General features: G+C 64.2%; 19 protein-coding genes. 17 read left to right on the top strand and 2 right to left on the bottom strand.

All coding sequences use genetic code 11. The features are described from left to right. The first annotated feature begins 85 nt into the window (after positions 1–85). The 9 genes from IF10I1_RS03990 (at position 86) to IF10I1_RS04030 (ending at position 11,465) form a co-directional block, all read left to right on the top strand. Complete coding sequence (locus tag IF10I1_RS03990; RefSeq protein WP_186424367.1) at positions 86–2,188, top strand: bifunctional rhamnulose-1-phosphate aldolase/short-chain dehydrogenase; 2,103 nt, start codon at positions 86–88, stop codon at positions 2,186–2,188. A gap of 12 nt (positions 2,189–2,200) precedes the next feature. Beyond that, a complete protein-coding gene (rhaI, locus tag IF10I1_RS03995; RefSeq protein WP_186424368.1) occupies positions 2,201–3,490 on the top strand; it encodes an L-rhamnose catabolism isomerase in 1,290 nt (429 codons plus the stop codon). 233 nt (positions 3,491–3,723) lie between these two features. Beyond that, on the top strand, positions 3,724–4,503 hold the full coding sequence (locus tag IF10I1_RS04000) for an ABC transporter ATP-binding protein (RefSeq protein WP_050474831.1): 780 nt from the start codon (positions 3,724–3,726) through the stop codon (positions 4,501–4,503). Between the two features lie 32 nt (positions 4,504–4,535). Further along, entirely contained in the window at positions 4,536–5,309 is a 774-nt protein-coding gene (locus IF10I1_RS04005; protein ID WP_123194903.1) for a transporter substrate-binding domain-containing protein, read from the top strand. Positions 5,310–5,635: 326 nt separating this feature from the next. Continuing rightward, positions 5,636–6,361, top strand: coding sequence for an ABC transporter permease (locus tag IF10I1_RS04010; protein ID WP_186391269.1), 726 nt, complete (start codon positions 5,636–5,638; stop codon positions 6,359–6,361). 9 nt (positions 6,362–6,370) lie between these two features. Continuing rightward, positions 6,371–7,060, top strand: a complete 690-nt coding sequence (locus IF10I1_RS04015; RefSeq protein ID WP_186391270.1) for an ABC transporter permease — start codon at positions 6,371–6,373, stop codon at positions 7,058–7,060. A 42-nt stretch (positions 7,061–7,102) separates the two neighbouring features. Further along, positions 7,103–8,023 carry a homocysteine S-methyltransferase family protein gene (locus IF10I1_RS04020; RefSeq protein ID WP_186391271.1) on the top strand — a complete coding sequence of 307 codons (921 nt, stop codon included), beginning with the start codon at positions 7,103–7,105 and terminating at the stop codon, positions 8,021–8,023. A gap of 233 nt (positions 8,024–8,256) precedes the next feature. Beyond that, positions 8,257–9,261, top strand: coding sequence for a TAXI family TRAP transporter solute-binding subunit (locus IF10I1_RS04025; protein ID WP_050474827.1), 1,005 nt, complete (start codon positions 8,257–8,259; stop codon positions 9,259–9,261). A 167-nt stretch (positions 9,262–9,428) separates the two neighbouring features. Next, complete coding sequence (locus IF10I1_RS04030) at positions 9,429–11,465, top strand: TRAP transporter fused permease subunit (protein WP_186391272.1); 2,037 nt, start codon at positions 9,429–9,431, stop codon at positions 11,463–11,465. Positions 11,466–11,533: 68 nt separating this feature from the next. Here the strand turns inward: IF10I1_RS04030 and IF10I1_RS04035 are convergent, their stop codons facing one another. Then, the gene (locus IF10I1_RS04035; RefSeq protein WP_186391273.1) at positions 11,534–12,064 is read right to left on the bottom strand and encodes an invasion associated locus B family protein; all 531 of its coding nucleotides are present in this window, start codon (positions 12,062–12,064) and stop codon (positions 11,534–11,536) included. 396 nt (positions 12,065–12,460) lie between these two features. On the opposite strand from IF10I1_RS04035, the gene IF10I1_RS04040 reads away from it, so the two are divergent. Further along, the gene (locus IF10I1_RS04040) at positions 12,461–12,706 is read left to right on the top strand and encodes a hypothetical protein (RefSeq protein ID WP_050474824.1); all 246 of its coding nucleotides are present in this window, start codon (positions 12,461–12,463) and stop codon (positions 12,704–12,706) included. A gap of 112 nt (positions 12,707–12,818) precedes the next feature. On the opposite strand, the gene IF10I1_RS04045 is transcribed toward IF10I1_RS04040, so the two are convergent. Further along, positions 12,819–15,098 (bottom strand): heavy metal translocating P-type ATPase, encoded by a 2,280-nt coding sequence (locus IF10I1_RS04045; protein ID WP_186391274.1) that lies wholly within the window; start codon positions 15,096–15,098, stop codon positions 12,819–12,821. Positions 15,099–15,509: 411 nt separating this feature from the next. Here IF10I1_RS04045 and IF10I1_RS04050 point away from each other — a divergent pair, with 411 nt between their 5' ends. The 7 genes from IF10I1_RS04050 to IF10I1_RS04080 all read left to right on the top strand — a co-directional run bounded on the left by IF10I1_RS04050 (position 15,510) and on the right by IF10I1_RS04080 (position 23,909). Continuing rightward, entirely contained in the window at positions 15,510–16,331 is an 822-nt protein-coding gene (locus IF10I1_RS04050) for a sulfurtransferase/chromate resistance protein (RefSeq protein WP_186424369.1), read from the top strand. Next, entirely contained in the window at positions 16,331–17,698 is a 1,368-nt protein-coding gene (chrA, locus tag IF10I1_RS04055; protein ID WP_186391276.1) for a chromate efflux transporter, read from the top strand. The genes IF10I1_RS04050 and chrA overlap by 1 nt, the downstream gene beginning before the upstream one ends. A 387-nt stretch (positions 17,699–18,085) precedes the next feature. Beyond that, on the top strand, positions 18,086–19,105 hold the full coding sequence (locus tag IF10I1_RS04060) for a BMP family protein (protein WP_186391277.1): 1,020 nt from the start codon (positions 18,086–18,088) through the stop codon (positions 19,103–19,105). Next, complete coding sequence (locus IF10I1_RS04065) at positions 19,102–20,643, top strand: ABC transporter ATP-binding protein (protein WP_186391278.1); 1,542 nt, start codon at positions 19,102–19,104, stop codon at positions 20,641–20,643. Before IF10I1_RS04060 ends, IF10I1_RS04065 begins: the two co-directional genes overlap by 4 nt. Continuing rightward, the gene (locus tag IF10I1_RS04070; RefSeq protein WP_186391279.1) at positions 20,633–21,682 is read left to right on the top strand and encodes an ABC transporter permease; all 1,050 of its coding nucleotides are present in this window, start codon (positions 20,633–20,635) and stop codon (positions 21,680–21,682) included. Before IF10I1_RS04065 ends, IF10I1_RS04070 begins: the two co-directional genes overlap by 11 nt. Next, the gene (locus IF10I1_RS04075) at positions 21,679–22,626 is read left to right on the top strand and encodes an ABC transporter permease (RefSeq protein WP_186391280.1); all 948 of its coding nucleotides are present in this window, start codon (positions 21,679–21,681) and stop codon (positions 22,624–22,626) included. Before IF10I1_RS04070 ends, IF10I1_RS04075 begins: the two co-directional genes overlap by 4 nt. Next, positions 22,623–23,909 (top strand): amidohydrolase family protein, encoded by a 1,287-nt coding sequence (locus tag IF10I1_RS04080; RefSeq protein ID WP_208977572.1) that lies wholly within the window; start codon positions 22,623–22,625, stop codon positions 23,907–23,909. The genes IF10I1_RS04075 and IF10I1_RS04080 overlap by 4 nt, the downstream gene beginning before the upstream one ends. Positions 23,910–23,961: the final 52 nt, after the last annotated feature.

Consider the following 23,961-nt stretch of genomic DNA (forward strand, 5'->3'; position numbering starts at 1 on the left):
TTGAAACTGATTGACAACGAGATGTATCACGGCAAGTCTCCGGTCAAAAGCTGGCATCGGTCCAGCTTGTCCTTGGGAGGAAGACATGACTGATTCCGCCGCCGGTTCCCGGCTCGCAAACCTGTGGGATGAGGCCAAGGCCTCTGCCATGACCGAATCCGGCCGCCTGCTTTACCGCTCGAACCTGCTCGGGTCCGACAAGCGCATCACCAACTATGGCGGCGGCAACACCTCTGCCAAGGTGATGGAAAAGGATCCGCTGACCGGCGGAATGGCGGAAGTGCTGTGGGTCAAGGGCTCCGGCGGTGACGTGGGCACCATCAAGCTCGACGGGTTTGCCACGCTCTACATGGACAAGCTGCGGGCGCTGAAGGGCATCTATCGCGGCGTCGCCTTCGAGGACGAGATGGTGGGCCTGCTGCCCCACTGCACCTTCAATCTCAACCCGCGTGCCGCCTCCATCGACACGCCGCTGCATGCCTATGTGCCGAAAAAGCACGTGGACCACATGCACCCGGACGCGATCATCGCCATTGCTGCCTCCAAGGACAGCAAGGCGCTGACGGAAGAGATCTTCGGCAAGGACATCGGCTGGCTGCCATGGAAGCGCCCCGGCTATGAACTGGGCCTGTGGCTGGAAAAATTCTGCCTCGAAAACCCGGAGGCGCGCGGCGTCGTGCTGGAAAGCCATGGCCTCTTCACCTGGGCCGATGATGCGCGCACCTGCTACGAGACGACCATCGAAATCATCAGCAAGGCGATGGCCTGGTTCGAGGGCAAGCTGGCGGGCAAGGCCGCTTTCGGCGGCCAGAAGCACGCCATCCTGCCGCGTGATCAGCGCCGCGCCATTGCCGCGCGCCTGATGCCCGCCATCCGTGGCATGGTCAGTGGCCAGCAGCACATGGCCGGCCACTTTGACGACAGCGATGCCGTGCTTGAATTCGTCTGCGCTAAGGATATGGAAGCCCTCGCGGCGCTGGGCACCAGCTGCCCTGATCACTTCCTGCGCACCAAGATCCGCCCGCTGGTCGTAAACCTTGATCCGGCAAATCCGGATGTGGATGCGGTGCTCAAGGGCCTGCCGGATGCGGTTGCCGCCTACCGGCAGGACTACACGGCCTATTACGAGCGCTGCAAGCATGCAGACAGCCCCGCCCTGCGTGATCCCAATGCCGTTGTCTATCTGGTGCCCGGCGTCGGCATGATCACCTTCGCCAAAGACAAGGCCACGGCCCGCATCTCGGGCGAGTTCTACGTCAACGCCATCAACGTGATGCGCGGCGCTTCCGGCGTTTCCACCTATTGCGGCCTGCCAGAGCAGGAAGCCTTCGACATCGAATACTGGCTGCTTGAGGAAGCCAAGCTCCAGCGCATGCCCAAGCCGAAGAGCCTTGCCGGCCGTGTCGCCTTTGTCACCGGCGGGGGTGGCGGCATCGGCTCGGCAACGGCGGAGCGGCTGATGAGCGAAGGCGCCTGCGTGGTGCTGGCCGATATCGACGCCAACTCCCTCGCCCAGACGGCAGAGCGCCTGGCTGCCCGCCACTCCGGCGACGTGGTGCGCACGGTGGTCATGGATGTGACCAGCGAGGACGCGGTGGAGCGGGCCTATGCGGAAGCCTGCACCGAGTTTGGCGGCATCGACATTCTGGTGTCGAATGCGGGCATCGCTTCCTCGGCCCCCATCGAGGAAACCAGCCTCGAGCTGTGGAACAAGAACATGTCGATCCTTTCGACCGGCTATTTCCTTGTCTCGCGCAGCGCCTTCAAGGTGATGAAGGCGCAAGGGATCGGCGGCTCCATTGTCTTCATCGCCTCCAAGAACGGCCTTGCTGCCTCGCCGGGCGCCAGCGCCTATTGCACGGCCAAGGCCTCGGAAATCCACCTCGCCCGTTGCCTTGCGCTGGAAGGGGCGCCGGATGGCATCCGTGTCAACGTGGTCAATCCGGATGCTGTGCTTCGCGGCTCCAAGATCTGGTCGGGCGACTGGCTGAAGGAACGCGCACAGGCCTATGGCAAGGACACGGCGGATCTGGAAGAGCATTACCGCCAGCGCTCGCTGCTGAAGCGCTCCGTGCTGCCGGAAGACATTGCAGAGGCCACCTATTTCTTCGCCAGCGAGGCTTCGGCCAAGTCGACCGGCAACATCATCAACGTGGACGCAGGCAACGTCCAGTCCTTCACCCGCTGACGGAGGCCATCCATGACCCTGATGATCGGTTCCGATGTCCTTGAGAAGGACAATGCCGCCCGCAAAGCGGACCTCACGCGCGACTATGACAGCCTTGGCGAGCGGCTCGCCCGCCGGGGCATCGATATCAACGCGGTGAAGGCAAAGGTTGCCGCCTATGGCGTTGCCGTGCCCTCCTGGGGCGTCGGCACCGGCGGCACCCGCTTTGCCCGTTTCCCCGGCGCAGGCGAGCCGCGCCACATCTTCGACAAGCTGGAAGACTGCGGCGTCATCCAGCAACTGACCCGGGCAACGCCCTCCGTCTCCCTGCATATCCCGTGGGACAAGGCCGATCCGGCAGAGCTGAAGGCCAAGGCGGACAGCCTCGGCCTCGGCTTTGACGCCATGAACTCCAACACCTTCCAGGATCAGGCCGGACAGGCCCACTCCTACAAGTTCGGCTCCCTCTCCCACACGGATGCCGCCACCCGCGCGCAGGCGGTGGAGCACAACATCGAATGTATCGAGCTTGGCCGCGCCATTGGCTCGAAGGCGCTGACCGTGTGGATCGGCGACGGCTCCAACTTCCCCGGGCAGGCGCATTTCACCCGCCAGTTCGAGCGCTATCTGGAGGCAGCCCGGCAGATCTACGCTGCCCTGCCGGAGGACTGGCGGCTCTTCACCGAGCACAAGATGTACGAGCCCGCCTTCTATTCCACCGTGGTGCAGGACTGGGGCACGAACTATCTCATCGCGCAGGAGCTGGGCCCCAAGGCCTTCTGTCTGGTTGACCTCGGCCACCATGCGCCCAACGTGAACATCGAAATGATCGTCGCCCGCCTCATCCACTCCGGCAAGCTGGGCGGCTTCCATTTCAACGACAGCAAATATGGCGACGACGATCTCGACACCGGCTCGGTCGATCCCTACCGGCTGTTCCTCGTCTTCAACGAGCTGGTGGACGCGGAAACCCGCAAGGCGCCGGGCTTTGCCCCCTCGCACATGCTGGACCAGTCGCACAATGTCACCGACCCGATCGAAAGCCTGATGGTCAGCGCCATGGAGGTGCAGCGTGCCTATGCGCAGGCCCTGCTGGTGGACCGCAAGGCGCTCGACGGCTTCCAGGACGGCAACGACGCGCTGATGGCCACCACCACGCTGAAGACCGCCTTCCGCACCGATGTGGAGCCCATCCTCGCCATGGCCCGTCTGGAATCGGGCGGCGCCATCGACCCCGTCTCCACCTACCGCACCTCCAGCTACCGCGCCCGCGCCGCATCCATCCGCCCGGCGGTCTCAGGCGCTGGCGGGGGTATTGTGTAAAAGCGGGCAACGGACTGACCTGAAGCCCCTCCATCACCCCGGACATGCTTGCGTGATCCGGGGTGAACTGTTTTTGACGTTGGGAGGCTCTCCCTCTTGGCAACGCCCCCACAAAACAGCAGCTCTGCCTGCCGCCTTCCAAAGGAAATATCTTTCCCAAACATTCGCATGCCAATTGGCAAGCTGGCAAAACCGGGCTAACAGGCGGTTGAAACAACGCGGAACGGCTGCCCATGACGCATGAGCCCGCCTTTGCCCTTGAGGTGGAGGACGTCCACAAGAGCTACGGCCCCAACGAAGTGCTGAAAGGCATTTCGATGACCGCCCGCAAGGGCGACGTGATCTCCCTCATCGGCTCATCGGGAGCGGGCAAGAGCACCTTCCTGCGCTGCCTCAATTTTCTGGAACAGCCCGACCGGGGCCGCTTTGTCGTCAATGGCGAGGAAGTGGCGCTGAAGCCGGACCGGCATGGCCGCCTGCATCCGGCCAACTGGCGCCAGATCGAGCGCCTGCGCACCGGGCTGTCCATGGTGTTCCAGAACTTCAATCTGTGGGCGCACATGACCGTTCTGGAAAATGTCATCGAAGCGCCGGTGCATGTGCTGGGCCAGAACCGGCGCGAGGCCGTTGAGCGGGCCGAGGGGCTGCTGGCCAAGGTCGGCCTTCATGACAAGCGCGATGCCTATCCGGCCTTTCTGTCGGGCGGCCAGCAGCAGCGCGCCGCCATTGCCCGCGCCCTGTGCATGGAGCCTTCGGTGATGCTCTTCGACGAGCCGACCTCTGCGCTCGATCCGGAGCTGGTCGGCGAAGTGCTGAAGGTCATCCGCGATCTGGCCGCCGAAGGGCGCACCATGGTGCTTGTCACCCATGAGATGAGCTTTGCGCGCGATGTCTCCAGCCACGTCATGTTCCTGCATCAGGGCCGCGTGGAAGAGGAAGGCACGCCGGAGAAGGTGTTCGGCGCCCCGGAAAGCGTCCGCTGCCGCGAATTCACCGCCTCATTGAGACACTGAAAACCAATCACCAGCATAAACGGGGAAACTCCATGAAGAAGCTCCTGTCCATTCTCCTCACCGGCGCCGCGCTTGCGGCAAGCTCCGCCTCCGCCTCCGCCGAACTGCGCTTCGGCGTGATGAACGAGCCCTATCCGCCCTTCTTCACCAAGGATGCCTCCGGCAAGTGGGTGGGCTGGGAAATCGACCTGATGGATGCCGTCTGCGAGGAAATGAAGGAGCAGTGCTCGATCGTCGACATCGCCTGGGACGGGCTGATCCCCGGCCTGCAGGCCAAGAAGATCGATGTGATCTGGTCCTCCATGTCCATCACCGAAGAGCGCAAGAAGACCATTGCCTTCACGGACAAGTACTACAACACGCCCAGCAAGCTGATCGGCGCCAAGGACGGCATCATGGGAGCAGGCCCGGATGACGTCGCCGGTAAGATCATCGGCATTCAGGTCTCGACCATCCAGTCCGACTATTACGCCAAGTACTTCAAGGACAAGGCCTCGGAAAAGACCTACGCCACCCTGGATGAGGCCTTCCAGGACCTCGCCGCCGGGCGCATCGACTATGTGTTTGGTGATGCCATGCCGCTGGAAGAGTTCCTGAAGTCCAGCTACGGCGAAAGCTGCTGCGAGGACAAGGGCAACGTGGCCGATGACCCGGCCGTGCTGGGCTCCGGCATCGGCGGCGGCCTGCGTCAGGACGACACCGAGCTTCAGGCCAAGCTGAACGCCGCCATCGCCGCCGTCCGCGCCAGCGGCAAGTACAAGGAAATCTCGGACAAGTACTTCACGTTCGATCCTTACGGCGAGTGATACGAGGGAACACCGAGGCAGGAGGAGGCGTCAGCGCCTCTTCCGGCCTCTTCTGAGAGGCTGAGCGTGCAAACAGGCCGCAGCGCCCCTCTCCCCCCTTGAGGGGGAGATGTCTGCGCCAGCAGACAGAGGGGGGTAGCAGCGCTTCATCACAGCATCACCTCTCATATGAGCGGATAGTCCGTTACCCCCCTCTGCCCCCTGCCGGGGGCATCTCCCCCTCAAGGGGGGAGGAGTTGGAGCCTGGCTGACGGTCCGAAATCAACACCCCTCATTGGGGCAAAGGCCGCAGGCCAAAGACTTTATTGGATTGTCCCAGAGGCAGCATGGCGAACCTGACCTATCTTGAGCTTCTGGCACCCTCGCCTCCCGGCTGGGGCGGTGTGCTGCTGGCCGGGGCTGCGTCGACGCTCGCCATTTCGCTCGGCGCTTACCTCACCGGCATGGTGCTGGGCCTGCTGGGGGCCTGGGGCAAGCTCAAGGGCGGGCGCGTGACCTCGGCCCTGCTCGATGGCTACACCACCGCCATCCGCGCCATTCCCGAACTCATCCTGATCATCGGCCTTTATTATGCCGGCACCGACGGCCTGAACCGGCTGCTCACCGCCATCGGCTTGCCCACCATCGAGGTGAACGGCTTTGTGGCAGCCGTCGCCGTGCTCGGCATCGTGCAGGGCGCCTATATGACGGAGGTGTTCCGCGGTGCCATTGTTGCCGTGCCCATCGGCCAGATCGAGGCGGGAGCGGCCTTCGGCATGCGGCCTTCCCTGCGCTTCCGCCGCATCATCCTGCCGGCGATGATCCCCAATGCCATGCCGGGCCTTGCCAATCTGTGGATGTCCGTCACCAAGGACAGCGCCCTCATTGCCGTTGTCGGCTATCAGGAGCTGGCGCTGGCGACGCGCATCGCGGCGGGCAACACCAAGCAATATTTCCTGTTCTTCGCGGCGGCGGCGGTGCTTTATCTGATCATCAGCCTTGTCTCCACCCGTGTGTTCAACCTGCTGGAGCGGCGCGCGCGCCGGGGCCAGCCGGCCCACGGCCGGGCATAGGAGGGGCGGATGGATTTTTCCTGGCTTGGCAAATACGCCCCGCTGCTTCTGTCCGGCGCCTGGCAGACGGTTGCCCTGCTCGGCATTTCCGTCAGCATCGGCTTCGTCCTCGCCATTGGCCTGGCGCTGGCGCAGGTGTCCGGCCCCTTGTGGCTGCGGCTGCTGGCGCGCGGTTATTGCGGCTTCTTCCGGGGCACACCTCTGCTGATCCAGCTGTGGCTGCTCTATTATGGCGTCGGCTCGCTGCTGCCGATGGTGCCGGGCCTGCGCAGCAGTTTCCTCTGGCCCATCCTGCGCGAAGGTTTCTTCTTCGCCGCCGTCAGCTTCACGCTCAACCATGCCGCCTATCAGGCCGAGATCCTGCGCGGCGCGCTGCTGAGCGTGCCCAAGGGCGAGCTGGAAGCCGGGCGCGCCTTCGGCATGACACCCTTCCTGCTGTTGCGGCGCATCTGGCTGCCGCGCGCCATCCGCACGGCCCTGCCCAGCATCACCGGCGAAATCGTGCTGCAGCTCAAGGCCACACCGCTCGCCTTCACCGTCACGGTGATGGATCTCTACGCGGTCGCCTACAAGGTGCGGCAGGATACGCTGCTCGTCTATGAACCGCTGATCGTGGTCACGCTCTTCTATGTGGGCCTGACCATCATCCTCACCCGCATTTTCAAGCATGTGGAGGCGCAGGTGCCCGTGCGCCGCTGACGGCGCAGCCCTGCAGCCTCCGAACCCGCGAAGGAGCATTTCATGGCCAGCAACATCCGTATCCTCGACGGCGGCATGAGCCGCGAACTGGTGCGGCTCGGCGCCGAGCTGAAGCAGCCGGAATGGTCGGCCCTTGCCCTCATCGACACGCCCAACATCGTGCGGCAGGTGCATGAGGAGTTCATCGCTGCGGGCGCCGATGTCATCACCACCAACAGCTATGCGCTGGTGCCCTATCACATCGGCGAAGAGCGGTTTGCCAAGGAAGGCCGTGCCCTGATCGCCCTCTCCGGCCGCCTTGCCCGGGAAGCAGCAGACACGGAAACCACGCGCAGCGTGATGGTCGCCGGTGGCCTGCCGCCCATCTTCGGCTCCTACGAGCCGCAGAATTTCGATCCCGCCCGCGTGCAGGACTATCTCTCCGTCCTCGTCGAGGAACTCAGTCCTTATGCAGATGTGTGGCTGGGCGAGACCCTGAGCCTCATTGCCGAGGGCGAAGCCGTGCGCATCGCCACCGGGGACACCAACCGCCCCTTCTGGGTGTCCTTCACGCTGGAAGATGCAGACATGGAAGCGGCCATCGCCAACCCGAAGCTGCGCGGCGGGGAAACAGTGACGGATGCTGCCGAATGGGCAGCAGGGTCAGGGGCGGCGGCGCTCCTGTTCAACTGCGCCAAGCCGGAAATCATGGCCAGCGCCATCAAGGCCGCCTCAGCCGTCTTCGCCGCAAAGGGCGTGAAGCTGGACCTCGGCGTCTATGCCAATGCCTTTGAAAGCAACACCGATGACGGCGCGGCCAACGAGGCCCTGCACGGCACCCGCGCCGACCTGACCGGCGACCGCTACACCGGCTTTGCCTGCGACTGGGTCGGCGCCGGCGCCACCCTCGTCGGCGGCTGCTGCGGCATCGGCGCCAGCCATATCCACAACCTTGCCGCCCGCCTGAAGGGAAGAGCGGCCTGAGGCAGGCAAGCAGGGCCCTCTCGGACAACGGAGCACCGGCAGATTTGCCGGTGCAGTTCTGTTCAAACCTGATAAAGTTTTTTTCATGATGCGATTCCGGGCAGCCGCCCGGCTCTCCCGCGTCAGCCCCCTATCACGCCCTGTTTCTTTCCCACGGAACGCTGACATGAGCAGCCAGGAAACAGGGACCGGAAAGAAAACAAGCTGAGAACAGCAGAGAGGAACGGGACTACATGTTCGCCTATTTCAAGAGCGCCTTTACCGCCGCCGCAGTGACGGCCAGCCTCATGGCGCCCGCCGCGGCGCAGGATATCAAGTTCTTCACCATCGGCACGGGCGGCACGGCCGCCACCTATTATCCGGTGGGCGGCGTCATCGCCAATGCCATCTCCAATCCTCCCGGCTCGCGTCCCTGCGAGGAAGGCGGCAGTTGCGGCGTGCCGGGCCTGATTGCTTCGGCCGTGTCCTCGCGCGGTTCGGTTGACAACCTGAATGCCATTTCCTCGGGCCTGCGCAATTCGGGCTTTGCCCAGTCGGACGTTGCCTACTGGGCCTACACCGGCACCGGCACCATGCAGGGCCAGCCCCCGGCTGAAAAGCTGCGCGCCATCGCCGCCCTCTTCCCCGAGCATATCCATCTGGTGGCTCTGGCTGACAGCGGCATCAATTCCGTCGCCGACCTCAAGGGCAAGCGCGTCTCGCTGGATGAGCCGGGCTCCGGCACCTATGTCGATGCCAACCTGATCCTCGAAGCGGCCGGCCTTGGCGTTGCGGACGTTACCGCCGAAGCCCTGAAGCCGGATGCTGCCAGCGATGCCCTGCGCAACGGCCAGATCGACGCCTTCTTCTTCGTCGGCGGCTACCCGACCGGCGCCATCGTGGAACTGGCTTCCGCCGCCAAGATCAAGCTCGTGCCGATCGATGGCGAAACGGCTGCAAGCCTGACCGGCGCACATGCCTTCTTCGCCAGCTCCGACGTGCCGGAAGGCGTCTATGAAGGCGTTCCGGCAACCACGACGGTGGCCGTTGGCGCCCAGTGGATCACCAGCTCGGACGAAAGCGAAGACCTGGTCTACGAGATCACCAAGGCGCTGTGGAACGACAACACCCGCAAGCTGCTGGACACCGGCCACGCCAAGGGCAAGTCGATCACCAAGGAATCCGCTCTCGACGGCATCGGCATCCCGCTGCATCCGGGCGCCGAGAAGTTCTACCGCGAAGCCGGCCTCCTGAAGTAAGCCTGACCCGGCACAGCACGGCCCGGAACACCCGTTTCCGGGCCGATTGCTATTGTCGCTGGGGTTCAGCCCTTACCACGTCACCTTGATATTCTTCATTTGCCGCAAGGGCTTGGGCAGATCGGAACGTGTCACGCCCATTGCGCGCTGGTGTTACAGGACACACGATGACCACGTCCCCGGCTCCCGCGCTGACGGCCGAACAACTGGCCGAGATCGAGCGCAAATACGATCCCGAAACGGCCTTCCGCCCGACCGGGCCACGCATCGGCCATCTGATCACTGCCATCCTCGTGGCCATGTCGGTATATCATTTCTATGCTGCCGGCTTTGCCCTGATCCCGGAACTGATGCACCGGGCAATCCATATCTCCTTCGTCCTGTCGCTCGTCTTCCTGATGTTCTCCTGGCGGCGCAGCATGAACGACCAGCTGCCGCAAAAGGCATGGTACCGGATCGAGGGCGTGGCGATCCTCGATATCGCTCTGGCGCTCCTGGGCGTGGCCGCCGCCATGTACCTGCCGCTGCAATCGGCCCAGACGCTGGCCATGCGCGTCGGCAATCCGTCCACGCAGGACGTCTTCTTCGGCTCGGCGCTGGTGCTGCTGACGCTGGAGGCGACACGCCGCTCTGTCGGCCCGACGCTGCCCATCATCGCACTGCTGTTCATGGGCTTTGCCCTGTTCGGCCCCTGGATGCCCGGTGCGCTCAAACATGGCGGCACCTCCTGGCTGGGCCTCATCAACCACCTCTACATGACCAATCAGGGCATTTACGGCATCGCCATCGGCGTGATGGCGAAATACGTGTTCCTGTTCATCGTCTTCGGCGTGCTAGCCACCCGCATCGGCCTCGGCCAGCTCTTCATCGACGTGGCCATGGTGCTGGCCGGGCGCTATTCCGGCGGCCCGGCAAAGGTCGCCATCTTCTCCTCCGCCTTTATGGGCACCATTTCCGGCTCATCCATCGCCAACACGGTGACCACCGGCGCCCTGACGATCCCGGCCATGAAACGTGTCGGCTATCCGGCCCGTTTTGCCGCCGCCGTGGAAGCCACCGCCTCCACCGGCGGGCAGATCACCCCGCCCATTCTGGGTGCTGCCGCCTTCATCATGGTGGAATATCTGCAGATCCCCCTGCGCGATGTGCTGGCCGCAGCCCTGTTCCCGGCATTGCTGCATTATTTCGGCATTCTCATCATGGTGCATCTGGAAGCCAAGCGCCTCGGCCTGCGCGGCCTCACCAGGGACGAACTGCCGAAGCTCGGCATCGTGCTGAAGCAGCACTGGCTGTCGGTCATCCCGCTGGTCATTCTGGTCTATCTGATCCTCTCCGGCCGCACGCCCGATTATGCCGCCGTCTATGGCATCATCGCCTGTGTCGTCGTCGGCGTGCTCAACCCCACCGACCGGCTGAACCTGAAGGATCTCTATAATGCGCTGGCGGCCGGTGCCCGCAACACGCTCGCGGTCGGCGCTGCGGCAGCCACCGTCGGCATCGTCGTGGGTGTGGTGACGCTGACAGGCGTCGGCTTCCGCATCGGCTATGTCATCGTCCAGACCGCTGGCGACATCGGGGCAACCCTGGGCTCCCTGTGGCCGCTGTCGCTGTTCACCGCAGGCCAGTGGACCCTGTTTGTCTCGCTGATCCTGATCGCCATTGCCTGCATCATCATGGGCGCCGGCATCCCGACCACCGCCACCTACATCATTCTGGTCGCTGTCGCCGCCCCTGCCCTTGCCGTGCAGCAGGTGGAACCGCTGGTCGCCCATTTCTTCGTGTTCTACTACGGGGTTCTGGCCGACATCACGCCACCGGTGGCGCTTGCGGCCTATGCGGCGGCGGGCATTGCCGGGTCCAACCCGTTCCAGACGGGCAACACCGCCTTCCGCCTTGGCATCGCCAAGGCGCTGGTGCCGTTTGTCTTTGTCTATTCGCCGTCGCTGCTGCTGGTGAATGCGGACTTCACCTGGTCCGCCTTTGCCATCACGCTGACGGGCGCCGCCCTCGGCATTGCCTGCCTCGGCGTGGCCTTCTCCGGCTATTTCATCGCCCCGATGCGCAAGCTGGAGCGCTGGTGGACGGGTATCGTCTCGCTGCTGTTCATCTCGCCGGGCCTTGAGACGATGGCCGCGGGCATCGTCCTGCTGCTGCCGGTGGTGTTCCTGCAGATCAAGGCAAGGCAGAAACTGGCCGCATCCTGATACCAACACACAAGACAAAAAGCCGGGCTGCGGAGCACCGCAGCCCGGCTTTCTCATTGAAGAAAACCTTATTTCAGCAGCGCGGCCGAACGGTCCAGCGCGGCGGAGAAGCCCTTGAGGGAGACCTGCAGGTTCAGCGGATTGCCGGCAACGGCCTGAACGCCCAGCTTCAGGATGTTGCCCTTGCGGATGGCGGCAACCGTATCCTTGTTGAGGGTCAGCGGCACCACGCAGCCGACCGGCATGCAGGTCTGGAAACGGGCGTCGGTGCCCTTTTCCTGGTCATCGACGGTCAGCTTGACGCCGCCATCAAGGTTGAGGCCGAAAGGCAGAACCAGCGTGCCGTTGACGGTGCCATCAGCGGCCGGAGCGAACTCGGCCAGCAGCACCATCTGGCGGGTCTGCTGATCCTGCTGCTGCTGCGAGATGGCGCAGCGCTTGCCGCCTTCACCTGACAGGCAGGTCACAGTCCAGTCGTCGAAGGTCTCCTTGACGGAGGAAGCGCCCGACGGCAGGCCGCCTGCTGTCTGGGCGGTGGCCAGACCGGCGGAAAAAATCATTGCAGCACCAGCGAGGGTGGATGCCAGCTTTAAATTCATGAATCTCATCCCGATGACCGGAAAGCGGCGCAGCCGCCACCTTCACACAACACCCGCCTACCTAACCGGGCTTGCCCCTGCCTTGCAAGCAATGCCTGCAGCTGCTGGCGGGCAGCATTATCCCTTGCTGCAGTGTCCTGAAGGCCAGAATTTACAGACCGGCGGCACCCGGACTCACAATACCAAGTCTTGCGAAGCTGACGCATCACGCCTTGAAAAGGCTCAAACGCCGGACGGGCTTGACCAGATCCCGACGCGTCAGAGTCATCAGGATTTGGCATAAGCTCTCTCTCAGATCATTCCTCGGACGAGGAAGCTTATCCGTGCGCTTGAAGAATCACGCACAGAAATTTAGGGTCCGCCGCCCATTAGGATAAATCTTGAGGAAATCAATTCGTGAAACTTGTCAAATTTTTGCTCACTCTAACCATTGGCCTTGCCGTCATCGGCGGATACCTTGGCTTCCGCTGGCATCAGTATGTCACCAATACGGACAGCCCCTATGACGAAATCGGAATCACGCTGAACAGCTACATGCCCGCTCCGGTCAACCAGTGGGGCTGCAACCAGCTGAAAGTGAATTTCGGCAACCAGCTGCCGCCTTACGGTTGCCAGGCAACAACCGCCCAGCAGTGGAAGTGATACCAGCAGCAAGGCATGTTTCCCCGGAATGGCGCAGCCTTGCAGGATGACCGGATTTTCCGTCTCACGGCCGGCAGGCACAGGCCTGCCGGTTGTGCTTCAGCAGCCTTGATCAAACCTCCTTCGCCGGATCATAGGCCAGCAGCCTCAGCGCATTGAGCGTCACCAGCACTGTTGCTCCCGTATCCGCCATGATCGCCAGCCACAGGCCGGTGATGCCGAGAATGCTGGTGACGAGAAACACCGCCTTCAGGCCCAGCGCGATGGTGATGTTCTGGTGAATGTTGCCCATCGCCTTGCGGGCAAGGCGGATGAGGGCGGGCACATCGGTCACCCTGTCGCGCAGGACCGCAGCATGGGCCGTCTCCAGCGCCACATCCGTGCCCGAGCCCATGGCCACGCCAACCGACGCCTGCGCAAGGGCGGGCGCATCATTGATGCCGTCGCCCACCATCATCACGCCGCCGGAGGCCGCCAGCGCACGCACTTCACGCACCTTGTCCTCCGGCATCAGCTCCGCACGCTGCGTGAGGCCGAGACCGGTGGCAATCGCGGCCGCCGTGCGGGCATTGTCCCCCGTCAGCATGATGGCACCAACCCCCAGCCGTTCCAGCTGGGTGATCGCCTCGCGGGCGTCCTCCCGCGGTTCATCGCGCAGCGCCACAAGTCCGGCGAGATGTCCGGCCCGGATGACGCAGACCACCGTCTTGCCTTCGCCTTCCAGACGTTCCGCCTGCGCCGCAGCACTTTCCGGCAGCAGGCCGGTTTCGCTGGCATGGCGCGGAGAGATCACCTGCAGCAACTCTCCTGCGACCAGTGCCTCGACACCGCGCCCGGCCATGGCCCGCGCCCCGGATGAAGGGAGAACGGCCGCACCGGTCTCCTGCGCGCGGGTGAGGATGGCTTTCGCCAGAGGATGCGACGACCCGGCCTCGACGGAGGCTGCGGCAGAGATCACCTCCAGCACGTCAAACCCGCCAAAGGGAACCACGTCCACAACCTGCGGGCGGCCAGCCGTCAGCGTGCCGGTCTTGTCGAAGGTGACCGTCTTCACCTGCGCGATGGCTTCGATCACCGCACCGCCCTTCATGAGGAGGCCACGGCGTGCGCCTGCAGACAGGGACGAGGCAATGGAGGCCGGCACCGAAATGACCAGCGCGCAGGGGCAGCCGATCAGGAGCAGCGACAGGGCCCGGTAGATCCAGGTGTTCCACTCCCCGCCAAACCCGAGCGGCGGCACAACGGCGACTGTGGCGGCCAGCAGCACGATGAAAGGCATGTAGTAGCGGCTGAACCGGTCGATGAAACGCTCGGTCGGGGCGCGGGCGCTTTCCGCCTCCTCCACCAGCTTGATGATTCGGGCAATAGTGTTGTCCGCCGCCGCCCGGGTCACTTCAACGCTGAGGGCGGCTTCGGTGTTGATGGAGCCCGCGAAGACATCCGCCCCCTCGCCCTTGGTCACCGGCACGCTTTCCCCCGTGACCGGGCTTTCATCGATGCCGGAAATGCCGGAGCGGATGACGCCATCGGCGGGAATGCGATCTCCCGGCCGCACCAGCACCATCTGCCCCGGCGCAAGGCTTTCCGCCGCCACCTGCCGCGTTCCGCTGTCCGTTTCCAGAAGCGCGGTTTTCGGCACCAGCCGCGCCAGAGCCCGGATGCCATCGCGCGCCCGGTTGGCGGCAACGCCCTCCAGCACCTCGCCCACGGCAAAGAGAAACACCACCAGCGCCGCCTCTTCCGCCGCCCCGATCGCCAGCGCACCGGCGGCGGCAATGGTCATCAGCATCTCGATGGTGAAGGGCATTCCGGCAGCCAGGGCGGCAAAGGCACGCCGGGCGACGGGCGCAACGCCGATGACGCAGGCCACGGTGAAGACCCAGGCCCCGACCTGCGGCGGCAACACGAAATGCGCGGCCCAGGCGAGAGCCAGCAGCGCGCCGGTCAGAATGACCAGCCGCCCCTTACCCGTCTGATGCCACGCGCGGCGGCTGCCATCGGCCAGCGGCTTCTCGTCTTCGTGACCGTGACTGTGACTGTGGCTGTGCACGCCCCCATGGGCATGATCGTGGTGATGCTCATGCTCATCATCATGGTCATGGCTGTGATGCTCATGCCCGCAGCAGGCAGCGGTCTTGCCGGATTGGCCTTGCTCCTGTCCGGCGCGGGGGCTGATGCCGAAGCCAAGGGCACTGACGGCCTTCTCCACAGTCTGCCGCCCGGTCTGGCTTTCATCCAGGTGCAGGCGCAGCCGCTCGCTCATCAGCGCCACTTCGACGGCGCTCACCCCCGGCAGACGCTCCACGGCGCCCTTGATCTTCCCCGCGCAGGACCCGCAGTCCATGCCCGTCACGGTCCACTCAAGGATAGAAGCCGCCTCATGCTTGCTCATGGTCATCTCCTTGCCCAACGAACGGGCATTTCAGGTCATGCCCCATGGGCTAGCACCTCTAGCGGCTAGAGGTTCAAGAGGTTTTTTTTGGCACAGCGCCATGCCCGTTTTTCGAGGCGGAAAAGCCCCTGCCGGTGGTGGACTCATGCGTCTTATGCCAGCGGGCTTCGAAAAGAGCGGGGGGCCGCTGGGAAATGGATCTGGGCCGTTTCCACAGATTCGCGCCCGAGCCAACGAGCCAAAACGCGATCATGGATGGACCGGAGCAGCGGATGCAGGTGTCGGCGCATATCGGGTTCTTGACGTGGCGGCCCGGTCCTTCGTATCTAAAACCATGGGGATTGCGAGCTCCCCACGAGGCGCCAGCTGAAGATCGCGTTCCAGTACAACCCCGGCGACGGAGGAACGCACATGCCTGCGCCCAATGCCATTTCGTTTGACAAACTCCCCCGCCTCATCGGAACACCTCGAGCACCGCTCTTGCTCGATGTTCGGTCCGAGGAGGATTTCGCTGCCGATCCACGGCTGCTCCCCGGTGCCACCCGGATCAACGATCAGGCACTGGCTGCACTCGCGCCGCAGCTCGGCGGGCAGCCATCCGTCGCCATATGTCAGGCCGGTCACTGGCGCAGCCAGGGGACGGCAGCATGGCTGCGCGCTGAAAAATGCTCCTCGGAATATCTTGAGGGCGGGTTCGATGCTTGGCGTTCTGCCGGGCTGCCGCTCGTCGACCCGGCGAAGCTGCCCGCACGTGATGCACAGGGCCGCACCGTCTGGGTCACGCGCTCGCGCCCCAAGATTGACCGCATCGCGTGTCCCTGGCTGATCCGGCGTTTTCTCGATCCCCATGCGATCATCCTGTTCGTGGCCCCCGCCGAGGTGCAGGGCGTAGCCGAGCACTACAACGCCGCCCCCTTCGACATCGAAGGTGTGTTCTGGAGCCACAGGGGAGACCTTTGCACCTTTGACGTGATTCTGGCCGAGTTCGGCCTGAGCATTCCCGCCCTCGACCACCTGGCCACCATTGTGCGCGGCGCGGATACCGCCCGCCTCGACCTCGCTCCTGAAGCCGCTGGCCTGCTGGCGGCCTCGCTCGGCCTGTCGCGGATGTATTCCGACGATCTGGAGCAACTGGAAGCCGGAATGCTCCTTTACGACGCATTCTATCGCTGGGCGCGGGACGCAACCGGCGAGACCCACAACTGGCCCACGAACAAGCCGAAGGCCGAATGATGCAGAACCACACATATCCCACACTGGCTGCGGCCACCCTCATCTGGGCCCGCATCGGCCTCTTGAGCTTCGGCGGTCCCGCCGGACAGATTGCGCTCATGCACCAGATCCTCGTCGAAGAGCAGCGCTGGCTGGGCGAGAAGCGGTTCCTCCATGCGCTCAACTACTGCATGCTGCTGCCCGGCCCCGAGGCTATGCAGCTGGCCGTCTATATCGGCTGGCTCATGCACCGCACGCTGGGCGGCATCATCGCAGGTGTCCTGTTCGTTCTGCCCGGCGTGGTGGCGATCATGACACTCAGCTGGATCTATGCTCTTTATGGCAATGCCGGACCAGTCGAGGCGCTGTTCTTCGGGCTCAAGGCCGCAGTACTGGCCATCGTAGTGCAGGCGGTCATCCGCATCGGCTCGCGCGCCCTGAAGAACGGCGCAATGGCCGCCATTGCCGCGGCCTCCTTCCTGGCCATCTTCGGTTTCGCCGTGCCATTCCCGTTGATCATCCTGATCTCTGGTCTCACCGGGTTCTTTGGGGCCCGTGCGGGGATTCCCGCGTTCCGGGACGGAGGCGGACACGGGAAGGTGGGCAAGGTGCAGGTTCCAGACGCCGAAACTCTGCTTGGCGAAGAGTCACCCGATCACACGCAGATCAACCGAGGCTGGGCGTTTCGCATCTCGGCAGTGTTCCTCGCGCTCTGGCTGGTGCCAGTCGCCCTGCTGTTCGCCGTGTTCGGTCCAGCCAATGTATTCTCACAGATCGCGGGTTTCTTCAGCGTCATGGCCGTGGTGACCTTCGGCGGCGCTTATGCGGTCCTTGCCTATGTCGCGCAGGAGGCAGTGCAGAACTACGGCTGGCTCGCCCCCGGTGAGATGCTGGACGGGCTCGGCATGGCAGAGACCACGCCAGGCCCGCTGATCATGGTCACGCAGTTCGTGGGTTTCATGGGAGCTTTCCGCGATATAAGCGGTTTGCCGCCGCTGATGGCGGGAACGCTGGGTGGCCTCCTGACAACCTGGGTGACGTTCACGCCCTGCTTCCTCTGGATCTTCCTCGGTGCCCCCTTCATCGAACGCTTGCGCGGCAACAAGGTGCTGACAGCGGCCCTGACCGCAATCACGGCCGCCGTCGTGGGTGTGATCTTGAATCTTGCTGTCTGGTTCGGTCTGCATGTTGTTTTCGACAAGGTCCGGGTAATCACATCCTTCGGTCTCAATATCGATGTGCCCGTCTGGTCCACACTGAACCTGCCTGCCGCGGCGCTGGTGCTGGCCGCACTTGTAGCGGTGTTCCACTTCAGGCTCGGCCCGGTGACGGTTCTCGCCGGCTGCGCAGCGGCCGGCCTGATTCTCAGGATGGTAAACATCGCATAGTGGTCATCCGCTCCCGCGGCGGCGTCCGGGCAATTTCGAGCCGTGGTACGTCAGCATCCGAAGACTGGGCATAAGCTGCCAGCACCACTGTTCGCGGGGGGCTCTTTCGCAAAGACCGGATCGCAGCCCTGCTAACCCCAACTGGATTCCTCCGGGGCCTTGAGTTTTGTCGGCGAGGCCGATTATGCAGGGCATAAGCACGGCAATAGCCTGCAATTTCAGCAGGGCGCTTACGAAGCTGGCATAATGATCCGGCTCACGAAAAACGGCAGGACAAAAAGAAAGTGACGTACAAAACGGCATGCCTCGATATTCATCTTGCAGGTACAGTTTTGAACGCCTTACCATCCGGTCAAAAAGCAGGGACAGCGACAGAAGGAACTCCAGATGAAGAGCAGATCCAGTTTTGACGTCAGCCGCCGCGGCCTTCTTCTTGGCGCAGGCGCAGCCTTTGCAGGCAGCGCATTGCTGCCCCGGATTGCATTTGCGCAAACACCTCTCAAGGTTGCCGGGATCTACACGGTTCCCGTCGAGCAGCAGTGGGTGAGCCGCATTCATATCGCTGCGGAAGCGGCGAAGAAGGCAGGTCTCATCGAGTACACATTCTCGGAGAACACCAGCAACACCGACTATCCGCGCGTCATGCGCGAATATGCCGAGGGTGGCGCGCAGCTGATCGTCGGCGAGATCTTCGGCGTGGAGCAGGAAGCCCGTGAAGTGGCGGCCGACTATCCGGAAACCGCGTTCCTGATGGGCTCGTCCTTCAAGCCGGAAGAGAGCCTTGCCAACCTCTCCGTCTTCGACAACTACATCCAGGACGCGTCTTACCTTTCCGGCATCATCGCCGGTGCCATGACCAAGTCCGGCAAGATCGGCATGGTCGGCGGCTTCCCCATTCCGGAAGTGAACCGCCTGATGAATGCCTTCATGGCCGGCGTCAAGGAAACCCGCCCGGATGCCACCTTCCAGGTCAGCTTCATCGGCTCCTGGTTCGATCCGCCGAAGGCCAAGGAAACCGCCTTCGCCATGATCGACGGCGGCGCCGACCTTCTCTATGCGGAGCGTTTCGGCGTGTCGGATGCGGCCAAGGAGCGCGGCGTGCTGGCTATCGGCAACGTCATCGATACCCAGTCCGATTATCCGGAAACCGTGGTGGCCTCGGCCCTGTGGCACTTCGAGCCGACGCTGAACAAGGCCATCGAGGCCGTTGCCGCAGGCAGCTTCAAGGCGGAGGACTACGGCGTCTATTCCTTCATGAAGGAAGGCGGCTGCTCGCTCGCCCCGCTCGGCACCTTCGAGGGCAAGGTTCCTGCCGCCGCCATGGATCTGGTCAAGGTCCGGGAAGCTGCGATCAAGGACGGCAGCTTCGCCGTCACCATCAATGACGACGAGCCCAAATCCTCGTGAGTATCTCTGACAAGGAGGCGCAGGAGACCGTCCTGCGCCTCAACGGCATCACCAAGCGCTTTGGGGCCCTCACCGCCAATGACAGCATCAGCCTGACCCTGAACCGGGGCGAGATTGTCGCCCTGCTCGGGGAAAACGGTGCTGGCAAGACCACGCTGATGAACATCCTCTTCGGCCATTACACCGCCGATGAGGGCACGGTTGAAGTCTTCGGCAGGGAACTGCCGCCGGGCCGCCCGCGCGCCGCGCTCGCCGCTGGCGTCGGCATGGTGCATCAGCACTTCACGCTGGCCGAACACCTGAGCGTGGCGGAAAACATCGTGCTGGGCACGGCGCCTTTGTTCCGCCTGTCGCTCGGCCTTGGTGCCGCCCGCCAGCGCATCCGCGCCCTTTCCGAGGACTTCGGCCTCAAGGTCGATCCGGATGCCCGCGTCTCAAGCCTGTCGGTGGGTGAAAAGCAGCGGGTGGAGATCCTGAAGGCGCTCTACCGCAATGCCCGCATTCTCATTCTCGATGAGCCCACCGCCGTCCTGACGCCGCAGGAAACCGATGCCCTGTTTGCGACGCTGAAGCGCGCCGTGGCGATCGGCCTGTCCATCGTCTTCATCAGCCACAAGCTGCATGAGGTGATGGCCGTGGCAGACCGCTGCGTGGTGCTGCGCCATGGCAAGGTGGTGGCCGAACGCGGCACCGCCGCAACCTCCGCCCGCGAGCTTGCCGCGCTGATGGTCGGCGGCGATGTGCCGGAACTCGCTCCCTCCACCGCCAAGCCGGGCCGCACCATCTTTGCCCTGCGCAATGTCTCAACGCCGGACCGGGAAGGCGCGCCGGGCCTCAAGCGGGTGACGCTGGAGCTGAAGGCCAGCCAGATCACCGGGCTGGCCGGGGTATCCGGCAATGGCCAGGCCGCGCTCTCTGATCTCGTCGCCGGGCTCGCCAGCCCGGATCAGGGCCATATTCACGTGGAAGGCACCGTACCGCTGCGCTGGACGCCGGAAGCGGCCGTGCGCGCCGGGATCGCCCGCATTCCGGAAGACCGGCATAAGACCGGCACCATCGCCGATTTCAGCCTGACCGAGAACGCCATTCTGGAAACCTACCATCAGCGCCCCTTCTCCCGCGCCGGATGGATGAACCGGGCGGCGGCGGAATATTTCACACAGCACATCATCGACACCTATGACATCCGCTGCCCGGGGCCGGACACCCGCATCCGCCTGCTGTCCGGCGGCAACATGCAGAAGCTGATCCTCGGCCGCGTGCTGGAGCCGGGCCCGCATGTGATCCTCGCCAACCAGCCGGTGCGCGGGCTCGATATCGGCGCCATCACCTTCGTGCATTCGCGCCTGATCGCCGCCCGCGATGCAGGGGCAGCCGTGCTGCTGATCTCGGAAGATCTGGATGAGGTGCAGCGGCTTTCGGATGTCATTCACGTGGTCTACGAGGGCCGCCTTTCGCCGGGCTTTGCCCGCGGCAGCCTCACCACGGAACAGCTTGGTCTCTGGATGACCGGACAAGGATTTGATCATGCGGCTTGAGCCGGTCGCCAACCCCAGCCTCTTGCGCCGTGCAGGGCTTCCGGCCCTTGCGCTGGGGCTCACCGTGGTGGCGGGATCGCTGCTGGCGCTGATTGCCGGGGCAGACCCGTTCCAGACGCTGGGGCTCATCGTCAAGGGCGCCGCAGGCAGCAAGTTCGCTCTGCTGGAAACCCTCAACCGGGCAACGCCGCTGATCTTCACCGGCCTTGCCGTTGCCGTCGCCTTCCGGGCGCGGCTGTGGAACATCGGTGCCGAAGCCCAGCTTTATGCCGGTGCCATCGTTGCGGCGCTGATCGGCGCCCATGTCACCGGCCTGCCGCAACTGCCGCTGCTGGCGCTCATGGCCGGTGCTGCGATGCTGGCAGGTGCCGCCATGCTGCTGCCGCCGGTTCTGCTGAAAACCCGCTTCGGCGTCGATGAAGTCGTGACGACCCTGCTCGTCAACTTCATCATGCTGCTCTTCGTCTCCTACCTGCTGGAAGGCCCGATGAAGGACCCGGCCGGCATGGGCTGGCCGAAGTCGGCGGCGCTGGCCAAGGATGCCCGCCTGCCGCGCATCATGGAGGGCCTGCGCCTGCACTGGGGCTTTGCGCTGGCGCTGATGTCCGCCGTTGCGGTCTGGATCATCCAGACCCGCACCACCCTTGGCTACGAGATCCGCGCCACCGGCCTCAACCAGAAGGCCGCACGCTTTGCCGGCATTCCGGTCAATATGGTGCTGGTGAAGACGGCCCTGCTCTCCGGCGGGCTCGCCGCCATGGCCGGTTTCAGCGAGGTCTCCGGCCTCAAGGGCCACCTCAGCCTCGATCTGTCGGCCAACTTTGGCTACACGGGCATCGTCGTTGCCATGCTGGCCCTGCTGCACCCGCTTGCCGTCGTGCCCTCGGCCATCTTCGTGGCGGGCATATTCGTTGGCGCCAACAGCATGAGCCGTGCCGCCAGCGTGCCGTCCTACATCGCCGACATGCTGCTGGCCATCGCGCTGCTCTTCATGGTGCTGGCCATTCTTCTGACACGCTACCGGGTGAGGCGCGGATGAACGAGCTTCTGGACATCCTGCTCTCCGCCAGCCTCTGGGCTGCGGCCATCCGCATCGCTTCGCCGCTGATCTTCGCCACCATGGGCGAACTCATCTGCGAGCGGGCGGGTGTCCTCAACCTCGGCATCGAGGGCATCATGGTCATCGGCGCCTTCACCGGCTGGGTGGCCGTCTACATGGGCGCGCCGCTGTGGTGGGGCGTTGCGGCGGCCATGCTGGCCGGCATGGCCTTCGGCTTCATCCATGCGGTGCTGACCGTGCCCTTCGGCCTGTCACAGCATGTGGTGGGCCTTGGCGTCACCATGCTGGCCACCTCCTCCAGCTATTTCGCCTACCGCCTGCTGCTGCCGGAAGTCACAAGCCCGCCAAAGATTACCCCTTTCCAGCCGCTGCCCATTCCGGGCCTCTCCAGCCTGCCGCTGGTGGGCGAGGCGCTGTTCAGCCAGACCGCCCTCACCTATGCCGCCTTCCTGACGGCGCTGATCATCGCACTCGTGCTCTACCGCACGCCGCTCGGCCTTGCCGTGCGCGCTGCGGGCGAGAACCCGGCAGCGGTGGAGGCTCAAGGGCTTTCGGTCACGGCGCTGCGCATGGGCGCAGTCATCTTCGGCTCGGGCCTGATGGCAGTCGGCGGCTCGTTCCTGACGCTCTCGGCCTTCTCGTCTTTCTTCTTCGAAATGATCAACGGGCGCGGCTGGATCTGCATCGCCCTCGTCGTCTTCGGCGCCTGGAAGCCGGGCAAGGCGGTGCTGGGCGCCATCCTCTTTGCCGCCTTCGATGCGCTGCAGGTTCGCCTGCAACAAACGGGCTTTGGTGCCATCGTGCCCTATCAGGTGTTCCTGATGCTGCCCTTCATCCTCTCCATTCTGGCGCTCATCCTCATGTCCCGGCGGGCCGAAGTGCCAGCCGCGCTGATGCAGCCCTTCAACAAGGGGGAACGCTGATGTTCGACCTCATCATCAAGGGCGGCACCCTGCCCGATGGCACCATTGCCGACATCGCCATCACGGGCGAGCGCATCGCCGAAGTGGGCCATCTCGATGACGCAGCTTTTGCAAATGCGGCCCGCGTGATCGACGCCACGGGCGATCTCGTCTCCCCGCCCTTCGTCGATCCGCATTTCCACATGGATGCAACGCTGTCCTACGGCCTGCCCCGGGTGAATGCTTCCGGCACGCTGCTGGAGGGCATCTCGCTGTGGGGCGAATTGCGCGAAATTGCCAGCGTCGAGGACATGGTCTCCCGCGCCCTCACCTATTGCGACTGGGCCGTTTCCATGGGCCTTCTTGCCATCCGCACCCATGTGGACACGACACCGGACCACCTGCGCGGCGTGGAAGCCATGCTGGAGGTCAAACGCATCGTCTCGCCTTATCTCGACCTGCAGCTCGTTGCCTTCCCGCAGGACGGGCTCTACCGCACGAAGACGGGCCGCGAGAATGTGCTGCACGCGCTGGACATGGGCGTCGATGTAGTCGGCGGCATCCCGCATTTCGAGCGCACCATGGAAGACGGGATGGCATCGGTGAAGGATCTCGCCCGCATCGCCGCCGAGCGCGGGCTGATGCTGGACCTGCACTGCGACGAGACCGACGATCCGATGAGCCGCCATGTGGAAACGCTGGCCGCCGAAGTGACGCGCCATGGCCTTGGCGGGCGGGCGGCCGGAAGCCACCTCACCTCCATGCATTCCATGGACAATTACTACGTCTCCAAGCTGCTGCCGCTGATCGCGGAAAGTGGCATGGCGGCCATTCCCAATCCGCTGATCAACATCACCCTGCAGGGCCGCCACGACACCTACCCCAAGCGTCGCGGCCTGACGCGTGTGAAGGAGATGCAGGCCCACGGCATTACCGTGGGCTGGGGCCAGGATTGCGTGCTTGATCCGTGGTACTCGCTTGGCACGGCCGACATGCTGGACGTGGCCTTCATGGGCCTGCATGTGGCGCAGATGACCCATCCGGCAGAGATGGCCCGCTGCTTCCGCATGGTCACGGAAGACAACGCCAAGATCCTCAATCTGGACGGCTACGGCCTTGCGCCCGGCTGCAAGGCGTCGCTGGTCGTGCTGGATGCCGGCAACCCGGTGGAAGCCCTGCGCCTGCGGCCTGACCGGCTGGCGGTTGTCTCCAAAGGCAAGGTCGTGGCCGAGCGCCCCCGCAACAACGCCCGCCTCACCCTCCCCGGCCGCCCGGCCACCATCCGCCGCCGGCATGAGGGGTGATGAAGGAGGAACCTTTCCTCCTTCGTCATGCCATGGCTCGACCATGGCATCC

The organism is Pannonibacter sp. I15F10I1, assembly GCF_900185665.1.
Lineage (GTDB): Bacteria > Pseudomonadota > Alphaproteobacteria > Rhizobiales > Stappiaceae > Pannonibacter > Pannonibacter indicus.